The following is a 23,376-nucleotide window of genomic DNA, read 5'->3' on the forward strand; positions in this document are numbered from 1 at the left end:
CGCGCGTCCAAGCGAGGAACGAGCGAGCGCGCAGAGGATGACGCCACCACCGGGCGATACGAGAGAAGATCACGCTCAGGCCAGGGGGAAGTGAGCGAGCGACGCGCTCAAGCCAGGGGGAAGTGAGCGAGCGACGCGCTCAAGCCAAGGGGATGTGAAAGAGCGTCGGGAGGGGGTGGGGCAGGAGGGCTTAGAGGACCTTGCGGATGGTCTCTTCGAAGCTCACTACGTGGTGCAGGGCGAGGTCGGCGGCGCGGTCTTCGTCGCCGTCGGCTATGGTCGTGAGGAGGTCGGCGTGCTCGGAGATGTGGCCGGAGACGGAGGGCATCTTCTCGAGCATGTGGCACCAGATTCGGGTGGCGAGGTTGTCGTACCGGATCAGGACGTCTTCGAGGTGGGCGTTGGCAGAGGCTTTGTAGATGAGCCTGTGGACCTGGATGTCGTAGCGCATGAGTTCCTGCGAGGAATTCTCCTGGCCTTCGAGATCACGAATGGCGGCAGCGACGGCCCTCAGTTCGGACCGCATGGCAGGGCTGGCCATGCGGGCGGCTTTCCGGGAGGCCAGGGGTTCCAGGAGCTCTCGGATTTCGGAGACTTCGGCGAGCTGGGTGATGTCCACGCCGGTGGCGAACGTGCCGCGCCGGGGGTAAGACACCACGAGGTGGTCGCTTTCGAGGCGCTTGATGGCCTCGCGCACAGGGGTGCGTCCAATGCCTAGCTCAGCGGCTATTTGGCCATCATTGATGGGGTCGCCCGGCTTGATGTCCAGCATGATGAGCCTGTCGCGCAACAGCAGGTAGGCGTTCTCCGCGAGGGACGTACCCTGTGGAGCTGATTCCAGTGCTTCCAGTGCTGCGCTCATTGCTCTCTCCCGGTAGTCGCACTCCCAGCCTGATGGATGAGTTACGGCGGACCTGTTGACGACTATGTGATCTCCAACATACTATGGCAATAGTTCTAATATATCAGTTGCCTAACAGTCGGCCACTAGCCAAGCTTTTGAAGGAGAACACCATGGTTGAACCGCTGATCCGCCCGCTTGCACAGGCGGACCCGGAGGTTGATCAGGCGATCGCCCAGGAACTCATCCGCCAGCAGTCGACGCTGGAAATGATCGCCTCTGAGAACTTCGCTCCCACGGCCGTCATGGAGGCCCAGGGCTCGGTGCTGACCAACAAGTACGCCGAAGGCTACCCCGGCAAGCGCTACTACGGCGGCTGCGAACACGTTGATGTGATCGAACAGCTCGCCATTGATCGTCTGAAGGCACTCTTTGGCGCGGAGTTCGCCAACGTCCAGCCCCACTCCGGAGCCCAGGCCAATGCTTCGGCCATGCACGCACTGATTACCCCGGGCGACACCATCATGGGCCTGAACCTCGCCCACGGCGGTCACCTGACCCACGGCATGCGCATCAACTTCTCCGGCAAGTTGTACAAAGTTGTTCCCTATGGCGTCCGCGAGGACACCCACACCGTGGACATGGCTGAAGTTGAACGCCTGGCACTTGAGAGCAAGCCCCAACTGATCGTCGCCGGCTGGTCGGCCTACTCCCGCCAGTTGGACTTCGCAGAATTCCGCCGGATCGCGGACCTGGTGGGCGCCTACCTGATGGTGGACATGGCCCACTTCGCGGGTCTCGTCGCTGCAGGGCTCCACCCGAGCCCGGTGCCGCACGCCCACATCGTCACCAGCACCACCCACAAGACCCTCGGCGGTCCCCGCGGCGGCGTGATCCTGACCAACGACGCCGACATCGCCAAGAAGGTTAACTCCGCCGTCTTCCCCGGCCAGCAGGGTGGTCCGTTGGAGCACGTTATCGCCGCGAAGGCCGTGGCTTTCAAGATGGCATCCGAGCCGGAGTTCCAGGAACGCCAGGTCCGCGTCCTCGAAGGCTCCAAGATCCTGGCCCAGCGCCTCCTCCAGGACGACGTTGCTGCAGCCGGCATCTCCGTTGTCAGCGGCGGAACCGACGTCCACCTGGTGCTGGCCGACCTCCGCAACTCCGTCCTTAACGGCCAGCAGGCAGAAGACACCCTGCACCGGATCGGCATCACGGTCAACCGCAATGCCGTCCCCTTCGACCCCCGCCCGCCCATGGTTTCCTCCGGCCTGCGCATCGGCACTCCCGCCCTCGCCGCCCGCGGTTTCGGTGCCGAGGACTTCACCGAAGTCTCGGACATCATTGCGACGGCGTTGATCGCCGCAGCGAACAGCGGCACCGAAGCCGACGTGTCCCTGGACGAAACCACCGCCGTCGAGCTCCGCCGCCGCGTAACCGCCCTGGCGGAGAAGTTCCCGCTTTACCCCCACCTGAACAACAACGGCAATGGCGCCGTAAACGAAACAGAACTGATTGGAGCAGCCCAGTGAGTGCCGACCACCTCCCCGAACACCCGGACTTCCTCTGGCGTAACCCGGACCCGAAGAAAAGCTATGACGCCGTGATTGTGGGTGGTGGCGGGCATGGCCTGGCCACTGCGTACTTCCTGGCGAAAAACCACGGCATGACCAACATCGCCATCCTGGAAAAGGGTTGGCTGGCCGGTGGAAACATGGCCCGCAACACCACCATCATCCGTTCCAACTACCTCTGGGACGAGAGCGCTGCCATTTACGAGCACGCCCTCAAGCTCTGGGAGATCCTCCCGGAAGAGCTGGAGTACGACTTCCTGTTCAGCCAGCGCGGCGTGATGAACCTGGCACACACCCTGGGTGACGTCCGCGAAAGCGTTCGCCGCGTAGGAGCCAACCGCCTCAACGGCGTGGACGCAGAATGGCTGGACCCGCAGCAGGTCAAGGAACTCTGCCCCATCCTGAACATCAGCGACAACATCCGCTACCCCGTCATGGGCGCCACTTACCAGCCGCGTGCAGGCATCGCCAAGCACGACCACGTGGCCTGGGCCTTCGCCCGCAAGTGCGACGAACTCGGTGTGGACATCATCCAGAACTGCGAAGTCACCGGCTTCATCAAGGACGGCAACCGGGTCACCGGCGTCAAGACCACCCGCGGCACCATCAACACCGAAAAAGTGGGCCTCTGCGCCGCCGGCCACAGCTCGGTCCTGGCAGAAATGGCCGGCTTCCGCCTGCCGATCCAGAGCCACCCGCTCCAGGCTTTGGTGTCCGAGCTCCACGAACCTGTCCACCCCACGGTGGTCATGTCCAACCACGTCCACGTGTACGTCTCCCAGGCCCACAAGGGCGAACTGGTGATGGGCGCCGGCGTCGACTCCTATAACGGCTACGGCCAGCGCGGCTCGTTCCACGTCATTGAGGAGCAGATGGCAGCAGCCGTAGAGCTCTTCCCGATCTTCGCCCGGGCCCACGTGCTCCGGACCTGGGGCGGCATTGTGGACACCACCTTGGATGCCTCGCCGATCGTTGGCCTGTCCCCGGTGGAGAACATGTTCGTCAACTGTGGTTGGGGAACGGGCGGATTCAAGGGCACCCCGGCCGCGGGCCTGACCTTCGCGCACACCATTGCAACCGGCGCACCCCACAAGCTGAACAAGCCCTTTGCTCTGGAACGCTTCGAGACCGGCGCCTTGATCGACGAACACGGCGCCGCAGCCGTGGCCCACTAGCGCCCACCCAGGACAGGACAGGACAAGACATGCTCCTCATTTCATGCCCCAACTGCGGGCCACGCGACGAAACCGAATTCCACTACGGCGGCCAAGCACACGTTGCCTACCCCGAAAGCCCCAACGACCTCACGGACCGCGAATGGGCTGAATACCTGTTCTACCGTGAGAACACCAAGGGAACCTTCGCCGAGCGCTGGGTCCACAGCACCGGCTGCCGTCAGTGGTTCAACATGCTCCGCGACACCGTGAGCTACGAGATCCACTCCATTTACGGGATGGGCCAGGCCCGCCCGGACATCCCAGGCGCCGGCACCAGCAAGAGTGAAACCACCCAGCCGGGCGAGTTCACCCAGACAGGGGAATTCGGCCAAACCGAACCCGGCCTCGCCCCCGGAGCCCCAACCACCGGCGTCCCCATCTCCGGCTCCACAGCACCCACCTCCTCGGAAGGAGTCTAGAAGTGAGCAGCAAGAACGCACGCCTCGCCACCGGCGGACGCATCGATCGCAGCATCTCCTGGCGCTTCACGGTGGACGGCCGGGAATTCACCGGCCACCCGGGCGACACCATCGCTTCGGCGCTTCTGGCCAACGGCCACATCAACGCCGGCAACTCCCTGTACGAGGACCGCCCCCGCGGCATCATGGCCGCCGGCGTGGAAGAGTCCAACGCCCTGGTCAAGATCGCTCCCCGCTTCCGCGGTCACGTTGCCGAGTCCATGCTTCCCGCCACCGCAGTTTCCTTGGTGGATGGCATGAACATTGAGCTCCTCTCCGGACTGGGCAAGCTCGATCCCAACGAGGACAAAGCCGAGTACGACAAGAAGTACGTCCACACCGACGTCCTGGTGGTTGGTGGAGGCATTGCCGGCTTGGCCGCAGCCCGCGAAGCTGTCCGCACCGGTGCCCGCGTCATCCTCATCGACGACCAGCCTGAACTCGGCGGCTCCCTGCTGTCCGGTTCCACGGCCCCGGAACTCGCCGAGCAGATCGAAGGCAAGCCGGCCCTGGAATGGGTTGCCGACGTTGAGGCCGAGCTGGTGTCGGCCGGTGAATGCACGGTGCTGAACCGCACCACTGCGTTCGGTTCCTACGATTCCAACTACTTCATCGCCGCCCAGAACCGCACGGACCACTTGAGTGTTCCGGCAGCTTCGGGCGTCTCCCGCCAGCGTATTTGGCACATCCGTGCCAAGCAGGTTGTCCTGGCCCCCGGCGCGCACGAGCGTCCGCTGGTGTTCGAGAACAACGACCGCCCCGGCATCATGCTCGCCTCAGCGGCCCGCACTTACCTCAACCGTTACGCCGTGGCAGCCGGTTCGCGCGTGGTCATCAGCACCACGAATGATTCCGCTTACGCCCTGGCTGCGGACCTGCAGGCAGCAGGCGTGGCGGTTGCCGCCGTCGTCGATGCCCGTCCGCAGATCAGCGCGAAGGCCGCCGCCGCCGTCGAGTCCGGTATCCGGGTCCTGATCGGCAGCGCCGTGGCTGACACGTCCGCGGATGAAAACGGCCGCCTGAATGGGGTGACCGTCCGCAGTATCAACGACGACGGCGAACTCACCTCGGGCGTCGAACAGCTGGCTGCCGATCTACTTGCAGTTTCCGGTGGTTGGAGCCCCGTGGTCCACCTCCACAGCCAGCGCCAGGGCAAGCTGCGTTGGGATGACGAGCTCGCAGCGTTCATCCCCGCCGCTCCCGTTCGTGACCAACAGGTTGTGGGCGCAGGCCGTGGCAGCTTTGAACTCCAGGACTGCCTGGCAGAGGGCATCTCGGCGGGCGCGGCAGCATCCATCGCCGCCGGCTTTGAGTCCGAAACCACTCCGTTGGAGCTCCAGGCACCCAAGGCAAGCGCTCCGAGCCGCCAGCTGTGGCTGGTTCCTGGCCAAACGGGTGAGCCCGGCGAATGGCACCACCACTTCGTTGACTTCCAGCGCGACCAGTCCGTAGCCGACGTCCTCCGCTCCACCGGCGCAGGCATGCGGTCCGTGGAGCACGTCAAGCGGTACACCTCCATCAGCACGGCCAATGATCAGGGCAAGACCTCCGGCGTCAACGCAATCGGTGTGATCGCCGCAGCCCTGAAGTTCGGCGGAGCAGAGAACATCCCCGGAGTGGGTGAGATCGGAACCACGGCATACCGTGCACCGTTCACGCCCGTGGCCTTCGCAGCATTGGCCGGCCGCCAGCGTGGGGAACTGTTCGATCCCGCCCGCGTCACCTCCATCCACCCGTGGCACGTTGCCCAGGGCGCATTGTTCGAAGATGTTGGGCAGTGGAAGCGCCCCTGGTACTACCCGCAGGGCAGCGAAGACATGGACACGGCCGTCCTGCGTGAATGCGCAGCCGTCCGCGACTCCGTGGGCTTCATGGACGCCACCACCCTGGGCAAGATCGAGATCCGTGGCAAGGACGCCGGAGAATTCCTGAACCGGGTTTACACCAACGCGTTCAAGAAGCTCGCCCCGGGGTCCGCCCGCTACGGTGTCATGTGCACCTTGGACGGCATGATCTTCGACGACGGCGTGACCCTGCGCTTGGACGATGACCGCTACTTCATGACCACCACTACCGGCGGCGCAGCCAAGGTGCTGGACTGGTTGGAAGAGTGGCACCAGACGGAGTGGCCCGAGCTCGATGTGGTCTGCACGTCCGTCACGGAACAGTGGAGCACCATTGCGGTAGTTGGCCCGAAGTCCCGCGCAGTGATCGCGAAGGTTGCTCCCCAGCTCGCCGAAGACGGTGGCCTGGATGCGGAGAACTTCCCGTTCATGACGTTCCGCGAGACCACGCTGGCGTCCGGAGTGCAGGCACGTGTTTGCCGGATCTCCTTCTCCGGTGAACTGGCCTACGAAATCAACATCCCGTCCTGGTACGGACTGAACACCTGGGAAGCAGTTGCCGCTGCGGGTGCCGAGTTCAACATCACCCCTTACGGCACCGAAACCATGCACGTCCTCCGCGCGGAGAAGGGCTACCCGATCGTGGGGCAGGACACCGATGGCACGGTCACCCCGCAGGACGCCGGCATGGACTGGATTGTCTCCAAGGCCAAGGACTTCATCGGCAAGCGCTCCTACCTCCGGCAGGATGCAAGCCGCGAGGACCGCAAGCACCTGGTGAGCGTCCTTCCCGTGGACCACTCGCTGCGGTTGCCGGAAGGCACCCAACTGGTGGAAAAGGGCATCCCGGTCAACCCGGCCAACGGACCCGTCCCCATGGAGGGATTTGTAACCTCCAGCTACCACAGCGCCGCACTGGGCCGTTCCTTCGCCCTGGCCCTCATTCAAAACGGCCGCAACCGCGTCGGCGAGACCCTGGTGGCCTCGCTGGGAGACCAATTGGTGGACGTGGTTGTTGGCGAAACCGTACTTTTCGATGCTGAAGGGACCCGCAAAGATGGCTGAAACAGCAACACCAGCAGAAACCGCACACGTCAACCGCGTCCGGGGCGCCCGCCGCAGCCCGGCCGAACACCTCGCTGACGCTTTCACCTCCGGCTCCGTGCCGGGCACGGTGACTCTCACGGAAGTTCCCTACCAAACCATGGTGGGTATCAGGGTTCACCCAACGTCCGACGCCGGTACCCGGGTTGCGTCCGTGACCGGCGGCTTGCCGGCCACCTGCGGTGAGGTGACGGGGGGCGGTTCCGTGAACGCCCTATGGCTTGGCCCCACCGAGTTCCTGGTGGTAGCTCCGGAGGAAGCACACGATTCCCTGGGTGGTTCCTTGGTCAGCGACTTGACCTCGGCATTGGGCAACGACGCAGGCCAGGTGGTGGACCTGTCCGCCAACCGCACCACGTTCGAGCTCTCCGGCAGCCACGCCCGGGCAGTGCTGGAGAAGACCTGCGCCTTGGACCTGCACCCCCGCGTCTTCAGGGCCGGTACCGCTGTCTCCACTGAGCTCGCGCACATTCCGGTGATGCTCTGGAAGACCTCGGAGGAGTCCTACCGGATCTTTCCCCGGGCCTCCTTTGCCGACTTCCTGGGACGCTGGCTCCTTGACGCCATGCGGGAGTACGCCTCCCCCGAGGTCCCCTAATGGCGTTGAGTGTGCTTGACCTGTTTTCTGTTGGCATCGGGCCGTCGTCCTCACACACGGTTGGCCCCATGCGCGCGGCAAAACAGTTCACGGACGGACTTGAATCCTCCGGCCAGCTCCCGGCTACGGTGCGCGTCCAGGCTGAGCTTTTCGGCTCCCTGGGCGCCACCGGCCGGGGCCACGGCTCAGACAAAGCCGTGGTTCTGGGGCTGCAAGGCCACTCACCCGAAACCGTGAACACCCATACCGCTGATGACCAGGTGGCCGCCGCGGCCCTCGACGCCGAACTCCGGCTGGGAGGCAACCACCGGGTGGACTTCAACTGGGACGAGGACGTGGTCCTGCACCGCCGCAAGTCGTTGCCGGCCCACCCCAACGGCATGACCTTCCGCGCCCTGGACCACACCGGCACCGTGCTCCGGGAACGCAGCTACTACTCCATCGGGGGTGGCTTCGTGGTGGACGGGGACGTCTCCGGAGCCGACAAAGTGGTAGCCGACGACACCGTCCTGCCCTTCCCGTTCACCACGGCGGACGAGCTGCTGGCCATCTGCGTCCGGGAAGGCAAATCGATCTCGGACATCATGCTGGCCAACGAACTCGTCTGGCGCACCGAGGACGAGCTCCGCGAACGGCTGCTCAGCATTTGGGCCGTCATGCAGGAATGCGTGGAGAACGGCTGCTCTGCCGAGGGAATCCTCCCGGGAGGCCTGAAGGTCAGGCGACGGGCGCCGTCGTTGTTCAAGAAGCTTTCCGAAACGGACGCCGAGCTGAACGGAGCAAGTTCAGCGGACCCCCTCCTGGCCATGGAATGGGTCAACCTCTTCGCCTTGGCTGTGAACGAGGAAAACGCCGCGGGCGGCAGGATTGTCACCGCGCCCACCAATGGTGCCGCCGGGATTGTGCCCGCCGTGCTGCACTATTACACCAAGTTTGTTCCGGGAGCCAACGACGACGGTGTCGTGCGCTTCCTGCTGGCGGCGGCCGCCGTCGGAATCCTGTTCAAAATCAACGCCTCCATCTCCGGCGCCGAAGTGGGCTGCCAGGGCGAGGTGGGCTCCGCCTGCTCGATGGCCGCCGCCGGGCTCTGCGAAGTCCTGGGTGGAACGCCGGAGCAAGTGGAGAATGCCGCTGAAGTGGGCATCGAACACAACCTCGGCCTCACGTGCGATCCCGTGGGCGGGCTGGTGCAGATTCCCTGCATCGAACGCAACGCAATCGCCAGCGTCAAGGCCATCAACGCCGCGCGCCTTGCCCTGCATGGCGATGGCAGCCACAAAGTATCGCTGGACAAAGCCATCAAGACCATGCGCGAGACCGGCGCAGACATGAAATCCAAGTACAAGGAGACCTCCCGTGGAGGCCTCGCCGTCAACGTAGTGGAGTGCTAGCCATGACTGCCATGCAAACCGAAACCACTTCTGTCTCCTCACCTGAGACCACAGTGGAACACGTCCTCACCCTCGACTGCCCCGAAGGACCGGGAATCGTGCACGCGGTGTCCGGCTTCCTGCTGGAACACGGCTGCGACATCATCGACAACAAGCAGTTCGGCGACCGCGCCGAAGGCCACTTCTTCATGCGGGTGCACTTCGCTTCGTCCGGCGACACCTCGACAGTTGATGCATTGCGGACAGCTTTCGCCCCGGTGGGGAAGAAATACAGCATGAACTGGGAGCTGGAGCGCCAAGGCTACAAGCGACGCGTGTTGATCATGGTCTCCAAGTTCGGGCACTGCCTGAACGACCTCCTGTTCCGGGCAAGAATCGGCGAGCTGCCCATCAACGTGGTGGGCGTGGTGTCCAACCACACCGACCACCAGGGTCTGGCGGAATGGCACGGGATTCCGTTCTTCCACGTTCCTGTCACCGCCGCCACCAAGCCGGCTGCCGAGGGGCGCCTGCTGGAGATCATCGATGAACTGGACGTGGAACTCATTGTCCTGGCCCGGTACATGCAGGTGCTCAGCGACGACCTCGCCCGCAAGCTGGACGGCCGCGCGATCAACATCCACCACTCGTTCCTGCCCAGTTTCAAGGGCGCCAAGCCCTACCACCAGGCCTACGCGCGTGGGGTGAAAACTGTGGGCGCCACGGCCCACTACGTCAACGGCGAGTTGGACGAAGGTCCCATCATCGCCCAGCAGGTAGTGGAAGTGGACCACACGTTCGGGCCGGACGATCTCGTAGCCGCCGGCCGGGACACCGAATGCAAGGCCCTCAGCAACGCCGTTCGCTGGCACTGCGAGGGGCGGATCATCCTGAATGGGAACAGGACGATCGTGCTGAAGTAGGGCTCTGCAAAGCAACCATTTCGATGGTTCCCTGCGTATACGCTGTTGCGAACGGCACCGTGTGCAGGGAACCATCGAATTGGCGTTTAACGGGGGCCTACAAACGAGCCAGCCGGGTTGCCAGGTGCAGTGCAGCCAACCGTCCCGTTCCCCGTGGATCACCGCCACACAACTCAAAAATCCGTTGAAGCCGGTGATGCAAGGACTGCCGCTCCAAGTGCAGCTCACGTGCGGCCTGGGCAGTGTTGCAGCCGGTATCCAACCAGACCGCCAACGTCCTCATGAGTTCGGACTTCTTCAGGCGGTCATGCTCGACGACGGCACCCAGCTGCCGCTGCACGAACCCTTCCCGCGTGGCCGGGTCCAGCGATTCCTCCGCAAGGAGCTCAACAGCCAACGTCTCAGCATCCACCACCTCCCCCGCTATGGGGTGCAGGTCCAGGGCCCGCCGAGCTTCGGCCAGGGACCACGGCGCATCATCGATTCCGGAACCCAACGGCCCCACGGCCACCACCGAACCGGCCGGTACTTCCAGCGCGCGCAATGCGTCCACAAGGAAACGCCGGGTGGATGCTCCATCGCTCAAAGCGGCCAGGGCCATCAGCTCAGCATTGTTGGCATAGCTCGCACTGTGCGTCACGCAGGTGCGGAGCAGCGCATCCACTGCCGGGCGCAAATGCCCCGCACCCGTTGAGCGGATCACCACTGCGGCCACTGCGCCGTTGGCAGGAAACCCCGACGCCGGCCCGAGTTGCTGCAGCTGCCAGCGCTGGCTCCCCGAATTAATGGCACGCATGAGCTCAATGCCCGCCAACTCCTTCAGCCCCGGCGGCATGCGTTGCAACAACGCCAAGCCGAGGATGTCCACGGATCGCTCGCCGGCCACCCGCGCGAGGCCACCATCAACGCCGTCGTATATGTGCAGTTCCAGACGCGCCGCCAGGACGCCGCGGACCGGCACGTCCACCGTGGCGACAGTACCCTGGCCGTCAAGGGGAGAGGCGCCCCGGCCGTCGAGGGGAGAGGTGCCGGCCGGAAACGCGCCGCCGGCAGCGCCCAATGTAAGCCCCGACGGCGAGACCAGGCGCACGCCGGCGCCCGTCTTTTCGGACAGTACAGCCAGGAGCTGGTCGAGCCCGCCACCATGGGCAAGTTCAGCGGCCATGGCATGGCTGGCTTGGTCACCGCGCTGGAGGTGCTCCACGGATTCACTGACCAGGAGCGAGTTGATCTCCTGCATCACCCCCACAAAAGGGACAACCTGACGCAACTCGATGACCGGCAGGCCGGCGGCCTCGGCTATCTCCAGCATGGTGACGGGTATTTCCGGAAGTGCAGGACCGGTTTCCAACGCAAGCGCCGCAATCCCCCGGGCCGCCAGTTCACGGACATAGTCTGCCTGCCGCTCGGGGGCTACGCCTGCGAGCGCCTGCCCACCGCTCAACAACAACTCACCGCCGCTGAGGAGCGGGGCGATGTCCAGGACCTCGCTGGAATGGACCCAGCGGACCGCGCGGTTCATGGCTTCCGGAACCTGATTGAGCAGCCGTGGAGCAGCGGCTTTCAGGCTTTCGTACTCCAAAGCGGCACCCAGCAGGATTGACATGACACTCCGTACGGTGTTCGAGGATTTGTTTAGACACATCGTATCTTGTCGCTGTGATTTGAGGCACATACGCTGAAGGAGTCCCTTTCATACACGGAGGCTCTCCCATGCAAGACAACCTCTCCCCTTCGCCTTCCAGTCCAGCGCAGTCAAAACCGGCAACGGAGCCGGCCCATGACAGCGAAGCCTGGCTTCAACCAATTCCCGAGGCAGAACGTACGCGCAAAGTATCCGGACAATTCTGGATCTGGGCGGGCGCCAACCTTGCCCCCATCAACTGGGTGCTCGGCGCCCTTGGCATCCATCTGGGCCTCGGCTTCGCTGACACAGTGATTGTGCTGGTCCTGGGAAACCTGATCGGCATGCTGCTGTTCGGTTGCTTCGTCCTCCTTGGCCAAAAGACCGGCGCCACCGGAATGGTGTTGGCCCGCGCCGCCTTTGGCCGCCGCGGCAACTACCTGCCGGCCGCCATCCAGGCCCTCCTGGTGATCGGCTGGTGCGCAGTGAACACCTGGATCATCCTGGATCTGGTCATGGCCCTCTTCGGCACCCTTGGCTGGGTGGATCCCGACGCCAAGAATTACGCCTGGAAGATCGGCGTGGCCACGGCCATCATGGCAGCACAGGTTGCCATCGCCTGGTTCGGCTACAAAGCCATAGCGGCCTTTGAAAAATGGACCGTCCCGCCCACCATCATCATCCTTGCGGTCATGTCCTGCGTGGCCTGGTTCGGCATGAAGATCGACTGGGGCTACGCAGGACCGGCCGGCAACATCCTGGAAGGCTCCGAGCGCATCGCCGCCATGAGCGCTGTGATGACGGCGATCGGCATCGGCTGGGGCATCACCTGGTTCACCTACGCCGCCGACTACTCCCGCTTCGTCAGCACCTCCGTTCCCAAGCGCAAGGTCTACCTTGCCTCGGTCCTGGGCCAGTTCATCCCGGTGGTGTGGCTCGGCGTCCTCGGTGCCAGCCTTGCCACCAACAGCGGCGAGATCGACCCCGGAAAACTGATCGTCCAGAACTTCGGCGTCATGGCCCTGCCTGTCCTGCTCATGGTGCTGCACGGCCCCATCGCCACCAACATCCTGAACATCTACACCTTTTCCGTGGCAACACAGGCCCTGGACATCAAGATCAGCCGCCGCAAGCTGAACCTGTTCGTGGGCGCCTTCTCGCTCATCGCCGTCGTGTTCTTCATCTTCCAAGAGGACTTCGCCGCCGTACTCGATGCCTGGCTGATCGGTTTGGTTGCCTGGGTTGCGGCGTGGGGCGGGGTCATGCTGGTCCACTACTTCTGGCTGGAAAAGCGTTGGCCCGCCAAGGTTGACCGGCTCTTTGATCCAGTAGGAACACGCCGCTTGCCCGTCATCAACTGGGCCGGAATCGTCTCGCTGCTGGTAGGCATCTTCTCCACCTGGTTGTTCATGTACGGCCTTGTTCCCGCCATGCAGGGACCCATCGCCGTGGCCCTGGGCGGCTGGGACCTCTCCTGGCTGGCCGGTGGACTCACCAGCGCGGCCGCCTACGCAATCCTCGGCCCACGGGCCCACAAGAAATACCTCCTGGCCGAGTCCAACCACGTCTCCGCCACGGCGCCCGCCGCCACAGCGCCCGCCACGGTGCCCGCCGCCACAGACCCCGCCACGGTGCCCGTCGCCACCGATCCGGCGGCACCCGCACCCGCAGTTCCCGAAAGGACCACAGCATGAACCAGCCCGCTTTCGCTGATTCGCTCCACCCGATCACCTGGCCCGAGGGCTACCGGGCAGCAGCGTCCTTCACCTTCGACGTTGATGCCGAGTCCTGCACCATCGCCCATGACCCTGCCAGCACCAGGCGCATGTCCCTCATGAGCCACCAGTCGTACGGCCCCAAGATCGCGGTACCGCGGCTGCTCCAGCTCCTGGACCGCCAGGACATCAAGGCAACGTTCTTCATTCCCGGCTTCACGGCGGAAAGCTACCCGGACGTCGTCCGCAGGATCGCCGATGGCGGGCATGAGATCGCGCACCACGGCTACCTTCACGAGCCCATGCAGGGCATCGACGCCGCCACCGAAGCCAGCTACCTTGACCGGGGCCTTGAGGCCCTGGCGAAGGTTGCGGGCGTCCGGCCCGTTGGTTACCGGGCACCCTGGTGGGAGCTGAACTGGCAGTCCCCGGCGCTACTGGCGGACCGCGGCTTCCTCTACGACTCAAGCCTGCTCGACGGCGACGCCCCCTACCGCATGTCGGTGGCCGAGGATGACTCCCGGGACATCGTGGAGATTCCCGTGGACTGGGCGCTCGATGACTGGGAGCAGTACGGGTTCTACCCCGGAGTCACCGGCAGCGGGGTCATCGAGAGCCCGGCCAAGGCCTTGGAAATGTGGACCCTGGAGGCACAGGCCCACCATTCGCAGGGAAGCTGCTTCGTCCTGACCAACCACCCGTTCATCTCAGGCCGGCCATCCCGTGCCGTTGCCTTGGAACATTTGATGGAGCGGGTCAAGGACCTCGACGGCATGTGGGTCACCACGCTGGCTTCCATTGCCCAACACACCAAGGACACCGTGCAGGAAATCCACACCCACGCACGGATCGACATCCCGCTGTTCCCCGGCGCCGGCGCAAACTTCCGCCCCGCACGGGTCCAGGTCCCGCTTGGAGCTCCGGCGCGCCACTAGGTCCCCCTGCTTCACGCCCAGATGGCAAAAGATGACAATCCCAGAGCCCGGAATTGTCATCTTTTGCCATCCCGGGACGCGTTTTAGAGGGCTGGAGGGGCCAACCGGGCTTAGCCGTTCACGGCGTTGATCCACACACCGATGATCCAGGTACTCGCCGCAGCACAGGCGAGTCCGAACTCCACCAGGATGCCAATACCAGTGGCTTTGAGCGCTGCGCCGCTTGAGCGGACGGCAGTGCGGAAGTCGCGGGTCCGCTGGACCTCGCTGAGGAGGAGGCCGACGGCGAAGCCCACAAAGAGCCCCACCACGGGAATCACGAACATGCCCACCACGCCCAACACCACGCCGATCAGCACTGACCGGTTGGGGATGCCATGCTGCTTCAGCTTCCGCCCCGTAAGTACGGCACTTGCTGCCATGCCCGCCACCACGAACAACATTCCGATGGCAAAGATCACCCAGCCAACCGGACCTGCACCACCCCAAATGGCCCAGGCCAGCAGGCTCGCGCCGATGAGGATACTGCCCGGGAGTACAGGAATGATGGTCCCGGCAACGCCTACCGCAATGGCCAGGCCGCACAGGATGGTCACGATAAGTTCGGCGTTCATGTCCACCAGTCTATGAGCAGCAACGCGGGGTCACTTGTGGCCCCCTTGACGCGCCCAGGGGTGCAGTAACGCCCAGGGGTGCAGTAGTGACCCCGGGTTGCTTCCGCACCGCTTAACCACAAACGACGGCGACGCTCCCCAGCACGGGAGGCGTCGCCGTCGTCGGTCCAGCAGTAGTAGCCGCTACCCAGTAACGCTATTCTGCGACGGCGGCCGCAACCGCCGCGGTGACAGCCGGTGCCACGCGGGCATCCAGCGGGCTCGGCACGATGTAATCGGCGGAGAGGTCTTCCGCGGCCAGCTCAGCGATGGCGTTGGCAGCGGCGATCTTCATGGCGGGCGTGATGCGGCGGGCCCGGGCATCGAGTGCGCCCCGGAAAATGCCGGGGAAGGCCAGCACGTTGTTGATCTGGTTTGGGAAGTCGCTGCGGCCGGTGGCAACAACGGCTGCGTACTTCCGGGCGACCTCGGGAAGCACTTCCGGATCCGGGTTGGACAGGGCGAACACGATCGACTGATCGTTCATGAGCTTCAAGTGTTCTTCGTCCAGCTTGGAGGAGGAAACACCAACAAACACATCCGCGCCCGTCAATCCCTCACCCGGGCCACCGGTGACGCCGCGGGGGTTGGTGCGCTGTGCCATGCGGGCCTTGACGCTGCCGGGATCGGCCACGAGGTCGGCACGGTCGGCATTGACCACGCCCTTGGAGTCGAGCAGGATGACGTCCTTGACGCCAACAGCAAGAAGAATCTCGGCAATGGCGATGCCCGCGGCACCTGCGCCGGACACCACAACCTTGAGCCCGGCGAGTTCGCGCTGCGTCACCTTGGCGGCGTTGGTCAGGGCTGCGAGAACAACGACGGCGGTGCCGTGCTGGTCATCGTGCATGACCGGGCAGTCGAGGGCTTCGATGAGCCGCTCTTCGAGTTCGAAGCAGCGCGGAGCCGAAATGTCCTCGAGGTTCACGGCGCCGAAGCTGGGGCGAAGGCGGACGAGGGTTTCGATGATTTCGTCCACGTTGGTGGTGTTGAGCACCAGCGGAATGGAGTCGAGGTCCCCGAAGGACTTGAACAGGGCGGACTTGCCTTCCATGACCGGGAGGGAGGCGCTCGGGCCAATGTTGCCGAGGCCAAGAACGGCGGTGCCATCGCTGACCACAACAACCAGGCGCTCGGCCCAGGTGTGGGTGCGGGCAAGCTCGGGATTTGCGTGGATCGCCCGGCTGACCTGGGCAACTCCGGGGGTGTAGGCGATGGAAAGATCGCGCTTGTTGTTCAGCGGTACGGTGCTGGAGATGGTCAGCTTGCCGCCTTCGTGGGCTGCGAAGATCTCTTCTTCGGTCAGTACCAGGGCGTCGTTGTCTGTAGCAATTGTCTCGATGGACACGTCTTTGTCTCCTCAGGCTAGCCGTGGACCCACGGCATGGTTCGGGCAGGAACAGAACTGCTGTTGCGGACCAAGGATGGCTGGTCCGGCGTTGCTTCTGCAGATAGGGGGCTGCTAGCCGCTTCGGTGTTTCCAGCCTAAGGAGCGTGAAGGGGTACAAGATTCAATACCAAGAGAGACGATTCGAGAGTAAAACGTTCAACCAGCACCAAATGTGATCTACGTCATGCAAAAAAGCGTGTTCTTGGCGGCTGCCGGTCTAGACCAGCAGCCGCCGGACCTCATTCGCCGGTCAGCAGGGAACAGGCTTTCTTCAGATCCTTCTCAGCCTCAAAAAGGGAGAGGCGACGGCACCGCACCGCTTGGACCAACCCACTGACCAGGTGCAGCAGGATACGGGCACGCACGGAGTCCTTGCCGGGGTCCTTGCTGAGCGAGCCCACTACTTCCTCGGACAGCGCATCAATCTCCCGCAAAAGCTGCGCCGTGTCATCGTCCTTGCCGGCAGGACGGATGAGGCAGTGCTCCACACCGGGCTGCATGACCCTCAGGTGGAAGATCTCCATCATCAAACCGGCCAGCGCATGCCCTTTGCCTTCGCGGCGACGGACGCCATCCCGGAGCTCCCTCAACTGCTGCCTGTACACGGCCAGCATCAAATGGGCTGTTGAGGGAAAGTAGCGGTAGAGCGTGCCAAGGGGTATGTCAGCCCGGGCCGCGACGTCGGAGAGGCTCAAGGTATCAAACTGCCGCTGGGCAAACCCTTCCGCCGTTTTCAGGATGCGGGCATAGCGCAGCTGCTGCCGCGGGGTGGTAGGCGCGGCAGCCATACGGGGCAACCCCGAGGTCAGGTCAAGGGAATACGGTTCCAGTGAGTTTGAGGCGGGCATTTCCGGCGATCTCCTGGCAGGCTGACAAGGAAACGGCCGGCTGGGGTCAAGGACCCGCGGCTGGCCGATCGCATCAATGATACGGGAGCTAAATGATCGTTTCCTGAGAGCCCGGCACCCACGAAAGCACCCACGCCGCTCCCACCCATTGGCACTCCACGCACATACACTGCATGCAGGTCTGGAGCCCAACCGGGCACACACGGGAGGAACGCACATATGGGGACATTTCGACGCCGGATGGCAGCGGCGCTGCTGACCGCCGCTGTGGCGGCCATGGCACTTGGTCCCCTGCCGGCGTCGGCCGCCCAAAACAGCGGACCCGATCCCGTCCTCAGCGGAAAAGCGTTCGTCGGCGAGAAGCTGACCGCCGACATCGGCCCGTACACGTTCTACGGATGCGGGGGCGGGAAAGGCCCTGACTTCACCATCTACTGGACCCGGGACGGATTCCTGGTGGCCGGCGAGACGGCACGGACCTATGCCCTCCAGCCCGACGACACCGGCGCCCGGATGGCTGCCCACGTGACCGCCAGCAAGACGGCCTGCGGCGGCGAATCGTTGCACAGCGACGAAACCAAACCCGTTGGCGCGGCCAACCGGGCAGCCGGGTTCACGGGCAGGAGCTATGAGCTGCTGGCCCGCGGCACCGACGGCGCGTTGCAGCTTTACGGCCGCAAGGGCACCGCTTGGGAGGCGGCGCGGACGGTTGGCTGGGGATGGAACATCTTCAACCTGACGTTCTCCCCGGGCGACTTCGACGGCGACGGCAAGGGCGATGTGATCGCACGGGACGCTGCGGGAACCCTGTATCTGTACGCCGGGGATGGAACCGGCGGCTGGAAACCGGCCCAAACCATCGGCAAGGGATGGAACGTCTTCGACACCATCGTCAGCCCCGGCGACTTCAACGGCGATGGCAACAATGACGTCCTGGCCCGCGAACCGGGCGGCGCCCTGTACCTCTACCCGGGAAATGGTGCTGGAGGCTGGTTGGCGAGGACCGCCGTCGGGCAGGGCTGGCAAATGATGGACGCGCTGCTGACTCCCGGAGACTTCAACGGCGATGGCAACGTGGACGTGCTGGCACGTGACCGCAGCGGTTACCTCTACTTCTATGGGGGCAACGGCGCCGGCGGCTGGACCAGGTCATGGCTTATTGGGGTTGGATGGAACGCGCTGAAAGCAGCGGGTGCCGCCGGCGACTTCGACAACGACGGTTTCAACGATGTCTACGGCGTGGACCAGCAAGGCCGTTTGATGATCTACTACGGCAACGGGCGGACAGGATGGCGGACCTCCGAGGTGGTCGGTAATGGTTGGGGTGCTTTCACAGCCATCTTCTAGAGAAATCCCAGCCGCGGTAGAATTGGCCGCATAAAGTCTGGGGAGGACATCATGAACGCACCAACGCGCCCTACGTCAGGTGTGCGCCGGGTTGTGGCTGGCATAGCAGCGGCGGTCGTCGCCGCAATCGCCTTCGCGCCGGCACCAGCCATGGCAACCATGGACCCTTCGGATCCCGTAATTCATGGAGCGCCGTTTGTCGGCTCAACGCTCACGCTTGAGATCGACCCCGCCTCCTACCGTGGTTGCGGCGCCGCCGCAGGGCCGGACTACGGCATTTACTGGACCCGCGACGGCGTTCGGGCCCAGGACCACTCGACATGGTGGACTTACGCGCTCGATGAATCCGATCGCGGCAAGACCATCGCCGCCCACGTGGTGGCCAGCCAGAACGGGTGCGAGCCGCTGGAAGTCTCCAGCGAAGAGACCGCCCCGATCTCCGCTTCCAACAGGGCGAACGGCTTCACGGGGCGGGGCGCCTACGAACTGCTCGCCCGCCGCACCGACGGCACCCTGATGATGTATCCGCGCCTGAACAATGCCTGGGAAGCCCCGCGCACCGTTGGGCCGGGCTGGAACGGCTTCGGAACCGTGGTCTCCCCTGGTGACTTCACCGGTGACGGGGCCAACGACATTCTTGCCAAGGACTCCGCAGGCAACCTTTTCCTCTATGCAGGAAACGGCGACGGCGGTTTCCTCGCCGGCCGCCAGGCAGGCAGCGGCTGGAACGCCTTCACCTCGATCGTTGCACCCGGCGACTTCAACGGTGACGGCACCAACGACGTCCTGGCCCGCGACTCCAGCGGCCTCCTGTACCTCTACCCGGGCAACGGCAAGGGCGGCTGGCTCAGCCGTTCCGTGGTGGGCAGCGGCTGGAACGCCGTCAACAACATCATCACCCCCGGCGACTTCAACGGCGACCACAACGTCGACATCCTGGCACGGGACGCCGCCGGGGCCTTGCGCCTCTACAAAGGCAACGGAGCAGGCGGCTGGGCCGGCATGACCGTGGTTGGCCAGGGCTGGGGCGCCATGTCCACCATCGGCGCGGCCGGCGACATTGACGGCAACGGCAACGTAGACGTCTACGCCGTGGACGGCTCGGGTCAACTGCTCGCCTACTACGGCGACGGCGACGGCGGCTGGAACGGTGCCGCTGCCATCGGCTGGGGCTGGGGCGGGTTCAACGCAGTCTTCTAAGGATTGGGGGATTCCATGACACTTCGTTCTGCCGTTCTTTCTTCACAGCACCCCATGCGGCGTGGTTTCCATCTCCTGCTGGCAGTACTCCTGTGCGCCGCCCTTGCCATCGCGGTTCCGCCGCCGGGTGCCCGCGCAGCAGGTCCGGCACCCCTCCCCACCGTCGTAACGCGGACATCACCGGCCACCGTGGTTCCCGGCAATACCATCTCCCTGTCCTTCACCCTCAGCGGTCCGGCCCAGGAAGTCGGATTCGCCTACGTCAACGAGGACACGTTGGAGCAGGCCATCCTGTACGGCCCCACCAGCCAGGCGCCAGGACCCTTCAGCGCACAGGCCAAAGTTCCGGTCAACGGAAGTGCCTTTAAACGAACCGGCCGGTACAAGCTCCTCAGCGTCAATATTGTGCTTCCCGCCGGGCAGGGCTCCGTGCGCTATGGCCGCGATGGCAACATCCTCTCCATCAGCCAAGGCCTCGAAGCGCCGACGCAGCGGCCGGGGGCCCTGGACGGCGTTGACTTCGCCGTCAACAACCCCGGATTCCCGCTCGTGGACAACCCCAACACCAAGCCGCCAGTGGTATCCGGGGTGGCCCGCTACGACCAGGTTCTCACCACGGACAACGGCGCGTGGACCTACCCTCCCACAGGATTCGCCTACCAGTGGCTGCGGAACGGCCAACCCATCTCCGGTGCCACCGCCAACAGCCACCGGGTAGCCGAAGCCGACCTGGACCAGACACTGTCCGTGCGGGTCACAGCCACCCGGGCAGGCTACCGGGCTGTATCGGCATCCTCCCTGCCGCTCACACCCACCTCCCCCATCACCGCCACTGCCCCCACGCTCCAGGGCAAGCTGACCGTCGGCGAAAAACTCACGGGTATCTTCAACGAGGCCAGCGTCTCCACCGGAACAGCCGGCGGCACGGCCAGCGTCAAGTACGAATGGGTGCGGAACGGTACCCCCATTAACGGGGCCACCGCCAAAACCTACACGTTGACCGCGGCCGACCGTGGCGCCGTCGTCGGCTTCCGTGCGCTGGTCCAGGCTGGGAATCCGGCCACTGCCACGAGGCCCTTCACCGTGTACAGCCGGACCGTGGTGCGGAACAAGGCCCACACGGCAGGTTTCGACGCCGGTACCTCCTTTGACCTGTTCGCCCGGAACGCCGCGGCGAACCTTCTGCTGTACCCGACGGACGGCGCCGGACGCTGGCAAACGGCGAAAACCATCGGATACGGCTGGGACGTCTTCGATCTTGTGCTCAACGCCGGCGACTTCAACGGGGACGGGTTCAACGACGTCCTGGCACGCGACGATTCAGGCACACTCTTCCTCTATCCGGGCAACGGTACCGGCGGATGGCTTCCCCGCAAGGCAGTCGGGTGGGGTTGGGACGTCTTCGACTCCGTCATCGCTGCCGGTGACTTCTCAGGAGACGGAGCCAACGACCTCCTGGCACGCACACCGGCAGGAGCTTTGGTCCTCTACCCCGGCAACGGATCCGGCGGCTTCCGCTCCCCGGGCGCAGTGGGCCAAGGCTGGGATGCCCTCAGCCAGGTCTTCTCCCCCGGCGACTTCGACGGCGACGGCAACCCCGACGTCATGGGCCGCGACAGTGCCGGCAACCTTAGGCTCTACGGCGGGAACGGCAGCGGCGGCTGGACCACCGCGCGGGCCATCGGCACCGGCTGGAACGTCATCCCGCGCATCGGCGGTGCGGGCGACTTCAATGGCGACGGCGTCAACGACGTCTGGGCCATCGACTCCGCCGGCCAACTGAACATGTACTACGGCAACGGCAGCGGCAGCTGGAAAGGTGCCGGCGTTGTGGGTTGGGGCTGGGGCGGGTTCACTGCGGTGTTCTAAGCCGAAATTGGTTGAGTTTGGGGTTTGACTTGTCTTTTGTCGGAAATTTTGCCAGCAAATTCCCAGACTGTCGTTCTGCCGTTGTACTCTCAAGTCACTTACACCCGCCGGCCATCTGGGACCGGCACGATTTGGGGGAACAATGGGGACCACTCCTTGGTGCCGCGTGCGCGGTTGGCTGGCAGCAATAACGGGCAGCATCGTGTTGGTTGGCGGGCTGGGCCTGGCCCCTGCAGCGCAGGCCGACGACACGTTTGCGCCGGTCCCGGTGGCGGTCTCCACTACACCTGATTCGATCGCTGCAGGCGGACAAGCAACATCCAGGATTACAGTCCAAGCTTCAGGTCCCATCAACGACGTCTACGTGCTCTTCCGCAACACAGCCACCGGCAAGCTGCACACGGAGATGACGCAGGGCGCCTACAGTGCTGCCGATTCGACCTACTCGTTCGACGTGTTCTTCGCCCAAGGCACTCCGCCGGGAACATATGTTGCGCAGTATCTGCAGATCCTCACCGCTGCCGGCCAGGAACTCGGCTACTGGCGCGACGGTTCACTGATCCACAACCCGGGCAACCTTCCGGGGTCCGGCACCGCTGCTGTTGCCTTGGATGCCTTGGACTTCAACTACGTGACGCCAGTGGACATTGACCGGCCCCATACTTCCGGCTTCTACCGGGCCGAGTACTGGGACCCCTACAACATGAGCCTCTTTATCCGTGACTCCTCCGGCCGCTTGGGCTTGTTTCCCACCGGGGGCAACGGTACGTGGAAGCAGGCCTATGAAGTTGGCTCCGGATGGAACATCTTCAACATGATGTTCTCCGCCGGCGACTTCAACAACGACGGCGAGAACGACGTCATTGCCCGCGACAATGCAGGTTCTCTCTTTCTCTACCCCGCGGATGGCCAGGGCGGCTGGTATCCCCGACAGCAAATCGGGTGGGGCTGGGGCATCTTCAGCTCCGTCTTCGCCGCCGGAGACTTCAGCGGAGACGGCAACAACGATCTTTTGGCCCGTAAGTCCTCAGGCGAACTCGTCTTGTACCCGGGCAACGGATACGGGGGATTCCTCGGTGCTTCAACAGTTGGCTGGGGTTGGAACGGCATGACGTCCGTCTTCTCACCAGGTGACTTCAACGGTGACCACAAGCCCGACGTCCTGGCCCGCGACGCGGCCGGAAACCTGCGCTTTTATGGCGGTAACGGCTATGGAGGATGGACCACCAGCGGCGTGATCGGCCAAGGATGGAACGCCATCACCAAGCTGGGAGGCGCAGGAGACTTCGACGGAGACGGCGCCAACGATGTCTGGGGTATCGACACCTCCGGCCAGATGCGCATGTACTACGGCAACGGCTCGGGTGGTTGGAAGACTTCAGCTGTTGTCGGATGGGGCTGGGGCGGCTTCAACGCCGTCTTCTAGCAGCTTTCGATATTTCACCAACGAGTTGCCCCGCCGACACCCGGGCGGGGTTCCTCCGAGTATTTTTCAATGCATCTACCGCTGCCGGAACCAGGCAGCCTCTTTCCTGGAGGAACCCCTTGGAGACCACTACTCCTACGCCCGCGGTTGCGCGCAAGCCACGGCGTTTGTTTTCAGTCCTTGCCGCGTCCTTGGTGGCTGGTTTGCTCGTCGCCCCGGCGCTGCCTGCAGAAGCGGCTGTGCCCGCGATTGGAGTGCCTGCGCGCTTGGTTTACGTCAGTACCCCACCCCAACTGCGCGGCGACGCAACCGTCGGGGGCTTACTGGTGATGGACATCTCAAACACATTCGCCCATGTGTCACCCGAGGGAGGGAGTCCGGCCGTTTCATTCGCCTGGACGCGTGACGGAGCTGCAATCCCTGGTGCAACTGGAACAACG

18 protein-coding genes are annotated in these 23,376 nt (G+C 64.3%); 13 read left to right on the plus strand and 5 right to left on the minus strand.

From position 1 onward, the window contains the following. Nucleotides 1-190 precede the first annotated feature (190 nt). Nucleotides 191-862: a GntR family transcriptional regulator gene (locus tag BLQ01_RS17485; protein ID WP_091553163.1), complete on the minus strand. Its 672-nt coding sequence runs from the start codon at nt 860-862 to the stop codon at nt 191-193. Nucleotides 863-1,014: 152 nt separating this feature from the next. On the opposite strand from BLQ01_RS17485, the gene glyA reads away from it, so the two are divergent. From glyA to purU, 7 genes are read left to right on the plus strand one after another with little or no spacing between them, the layout of a single operon-like run. Further along, complete coding sequence (glyA, locus tag BLQ01_RS17490; RefSeq protein WP_091553164.1) at nt 1,015-2,373, plus strand: serine hydroxymethyltransferase; 1,359 nt, start codon at nt 1,015-1,017, stop codon at nt 2,371-2,373. Next, entirely contained in the window at nt 2,370-3,590 is a 1,221-nt protein-coding gene (locus BLQ01_RS17495) for a sarcosine oxidase subunit beta family protein (RefSeq protein WP_026542964.1), read from the plus strand. The genes glyA and BLQ01_RS17495 overlap by 4 nt, the downstream gene beginning before the upstream one ends. Before the next feature lie 29 nt (nt 3,591-3,619). Continuing rightward, nucleotides 3,620-4,051, plus strand: a complete 432-nt coding sequence (locus BLQ01_RS17500) for a sarcosine oxidase subunit delta (protein ID WP_091553167.1) — start codon at nt 3,620-3,622, stop codon at nt 4,049-4,051. A gap of 2 nt (nt 4,052-4,053) precedes the next feature. Then, the gene (locus BLQ01_RS17505) at nt 4,054-6,999 is read left to right on the plus strand and encodes a sarcosine oxidase subunit alpha family protein (RefSeq protein ID WP_091553169.1); all 2,946 of its coding nucleotides are present in this window, start codon (nt 4,054-4,056) and stop codon (nt 6,997-6,999) included. Then, entirely contained in the window at nt 6,992-7,636 is a 645-nt protein-coding gene (locus tag BLQ01_RS17510) for a sarcosine oxidase subunit gamma (protein ID WP_091553171.1), read from the plus strand. Before BLQ01_RS17505 ends, BLQ01_RS17510 begins: the two co-directional genes overlap by 8 nt. Next, nucleotides 7,636-9,027 (plus strand): L-serine ammonia-lyase, encoded by a 1,392-nt coding sequence (locus BLQ01_RS17515; protein ID WP_026542968.1) that lies wholly within the window; start codon nt 7,636-7,638, stop codon nt 9,025-9,027. The genes BLQ01_RS17510 and BLQ01_RS17515 overlap by 1 nt, the downstream gene beginning before the upstream one ends. Before the next feature lie 2 nt (nt 9,028-9,029). Next, the gene (gene purU / locus BLQ01_RS17520) at nt 9,030-9,929 is read left to right on the plus strand and encodes a formyltetrahydrofolate deformylase (protein WP_091553173.1); all 900 of its coding nucleotides are present in this window, start codon (nt 9,030-9,032) and stop codon (nt 9,927-9,929) included. Nucleotides 9,930-10,026: 97 nt separating this feature from the next. Here purU and BLQ01_RS17525 read toward each other — a convergent pair whose 3' ends face one another. Beyond that, on the minus strand, nt 10,027-11,535 hold the full coding sequence (locus BLQ01_RS17525; protein WP_091553175.1) for a PucR family transcriptional regulator: 1,509 nt from the start codon (nt 11,533-11,535) through the stop codon (nt 10,027-10,029). A gap of 107 nt (nt 11,536-11,642) precedes the next feature. Here BLQ01_RS17525 and BLQ01_RS17530 point away from each other — a divergent pair, with 107 nt between their 5' ends. Next, entirely contained in the window at nt 11,643-13,247 is a 1,605-nt protein-coding gene (locus tag BLQ01_RS17530) for a purine-cytosine permease family protein (RefSeq protein WP_254779518.1), read from the plus strand. After that, nucleotides 13,244-14,203: a polysaccharide deacetylase family protein gene (locus BLQ01_RS17535; RefSeq protein WP_091553177.1), complete on the plus strand. Its 960-nt coding sequence runs from the start codon at nt 13,244-13,246 to the stop codon at nt 14,201-14,203. Before BLQ01_RS17530 ends, BLQ01_RS17535 begins: the two co-directional genes overlap by 4 nt. A gap of 110 nt (nt 14,204-14,313) precedes the next feature. Here BLQ01_RS17535 and BLQ01_RS17540 read toward each other — a convergent pair whose 3' ends face one another. The 3 genes from BLQ01_RS17540 to BLQ01_RS17550 form a co-directional block, all read right to left on the minus strand. Next, nucleotides 14,314-14,817 carry a DUF456 domain-containing protein gene (locus tag BLQ01_RS17540; RefSeq protein WP_091553180.1) on the minus strand — a complete coding sequence of 168 codons (504 nt, stop codon included), beginning with the start codon at nt 14,815-14,817 and terminating at the stop codon, nt 14,314-14,316. Nucleotides 14,818-15,013: 196 nt separating this feature from the next. After that, the gene (locus BLQ01_RS17545; RefSeq protein ID WP_026542973.1) at nt 15,014-16,204 is read right to left on the minus strand and encodes an NAD(P)-dependent malic enzyme; all 1,191 of its coding nucleotides are present in this window, start codon (nt 16,202-16,204) and stop codon (nt 15,014-15,016) included. Nucleotides 16,205-16,485: 281 nt separating this feature from the next. After that, nucleotides 16,486-17,094, minus strand: coding sequence for a TetR/AcrR family transcriptional regulator (locus tag BLQ01_RS17550; RefSeq protein WP_026542974.1), 609 nt, complete (start codon nt 17,092-17,094; stop codon nt 16,486-16,488). Nucleotides 17,095-17,313: 219 nt separating this feature from the next. Between BLQ01_RS17550 and BLQ01_RS17555 the strand changes: the two genes are divergently transcribed. From BLQ01_RS17555 to BLQ01_RS17570, 4 genes are all read left to right on the plus strand, one after another. Then, nucleotides 17,314-18,441 carry an FG-GAP repeat domain-containing protein gene (locus BLQ01_RS17555; RefSeq protein WP_091553182.1) on the plus strand — a complete coding sequence of 376 codons (1,128 nt, stop codon included), beginning with the start codon at nt 17,314-17,316 and terminating at the stop codon, nt 18,439-18,441. A 51-nt stretch (nt 18,442-18,492) separates the two neighbouring features. Continuing rightward, on the plus strand, nt 18,493-19,641 hold the full coding sequence (locus BLQ01_RS17560; protein ID WP_091553184.1) for an FG-GAP repeat domain-containing protein: 1,149 nt from the start codon (nt 18,493-18,495) through the stop codon (nt 19,639-19,641). Between the two features lie 15 nt (nt 19,642-19,656). Beyond that, a complete protein-coding gene (locus tag BLQ01_RS17565; protein ID WP_091553187.1) occupies nt 19,657-21,510 on the plus strand; it encodes an FG-GAP-like repeat-containing protein in 1,854 nt (617 codons plus the stop codon). A gap of 142 nt (nt 21,511-21,652) precedes the next feature. Continuing rightward, nucleotides 21,653-22,936, plus strand: coding sequence for an FG-GAP repeat domain-containing protein (locus tag BLQ01_RS17570; RefSeq protein ID WP_139183513.1), 1,284 nt, complete (start codon nt 21,653-21,655; stop codon nt 22,934-22,936). Nucleotides 22,937-23,376: the final 440 nt, after the last annotated feature.

Source organism: Arthrobacter sp. UNCCL28 (assembly GCF_900102805.1).
Lineage (GTDB): Bacteria > Actinomycetota > Actinomycetes > Actinomycetales > Micrococcaceae > Arthrobacter > Arthrobacter nicotinovorans_A.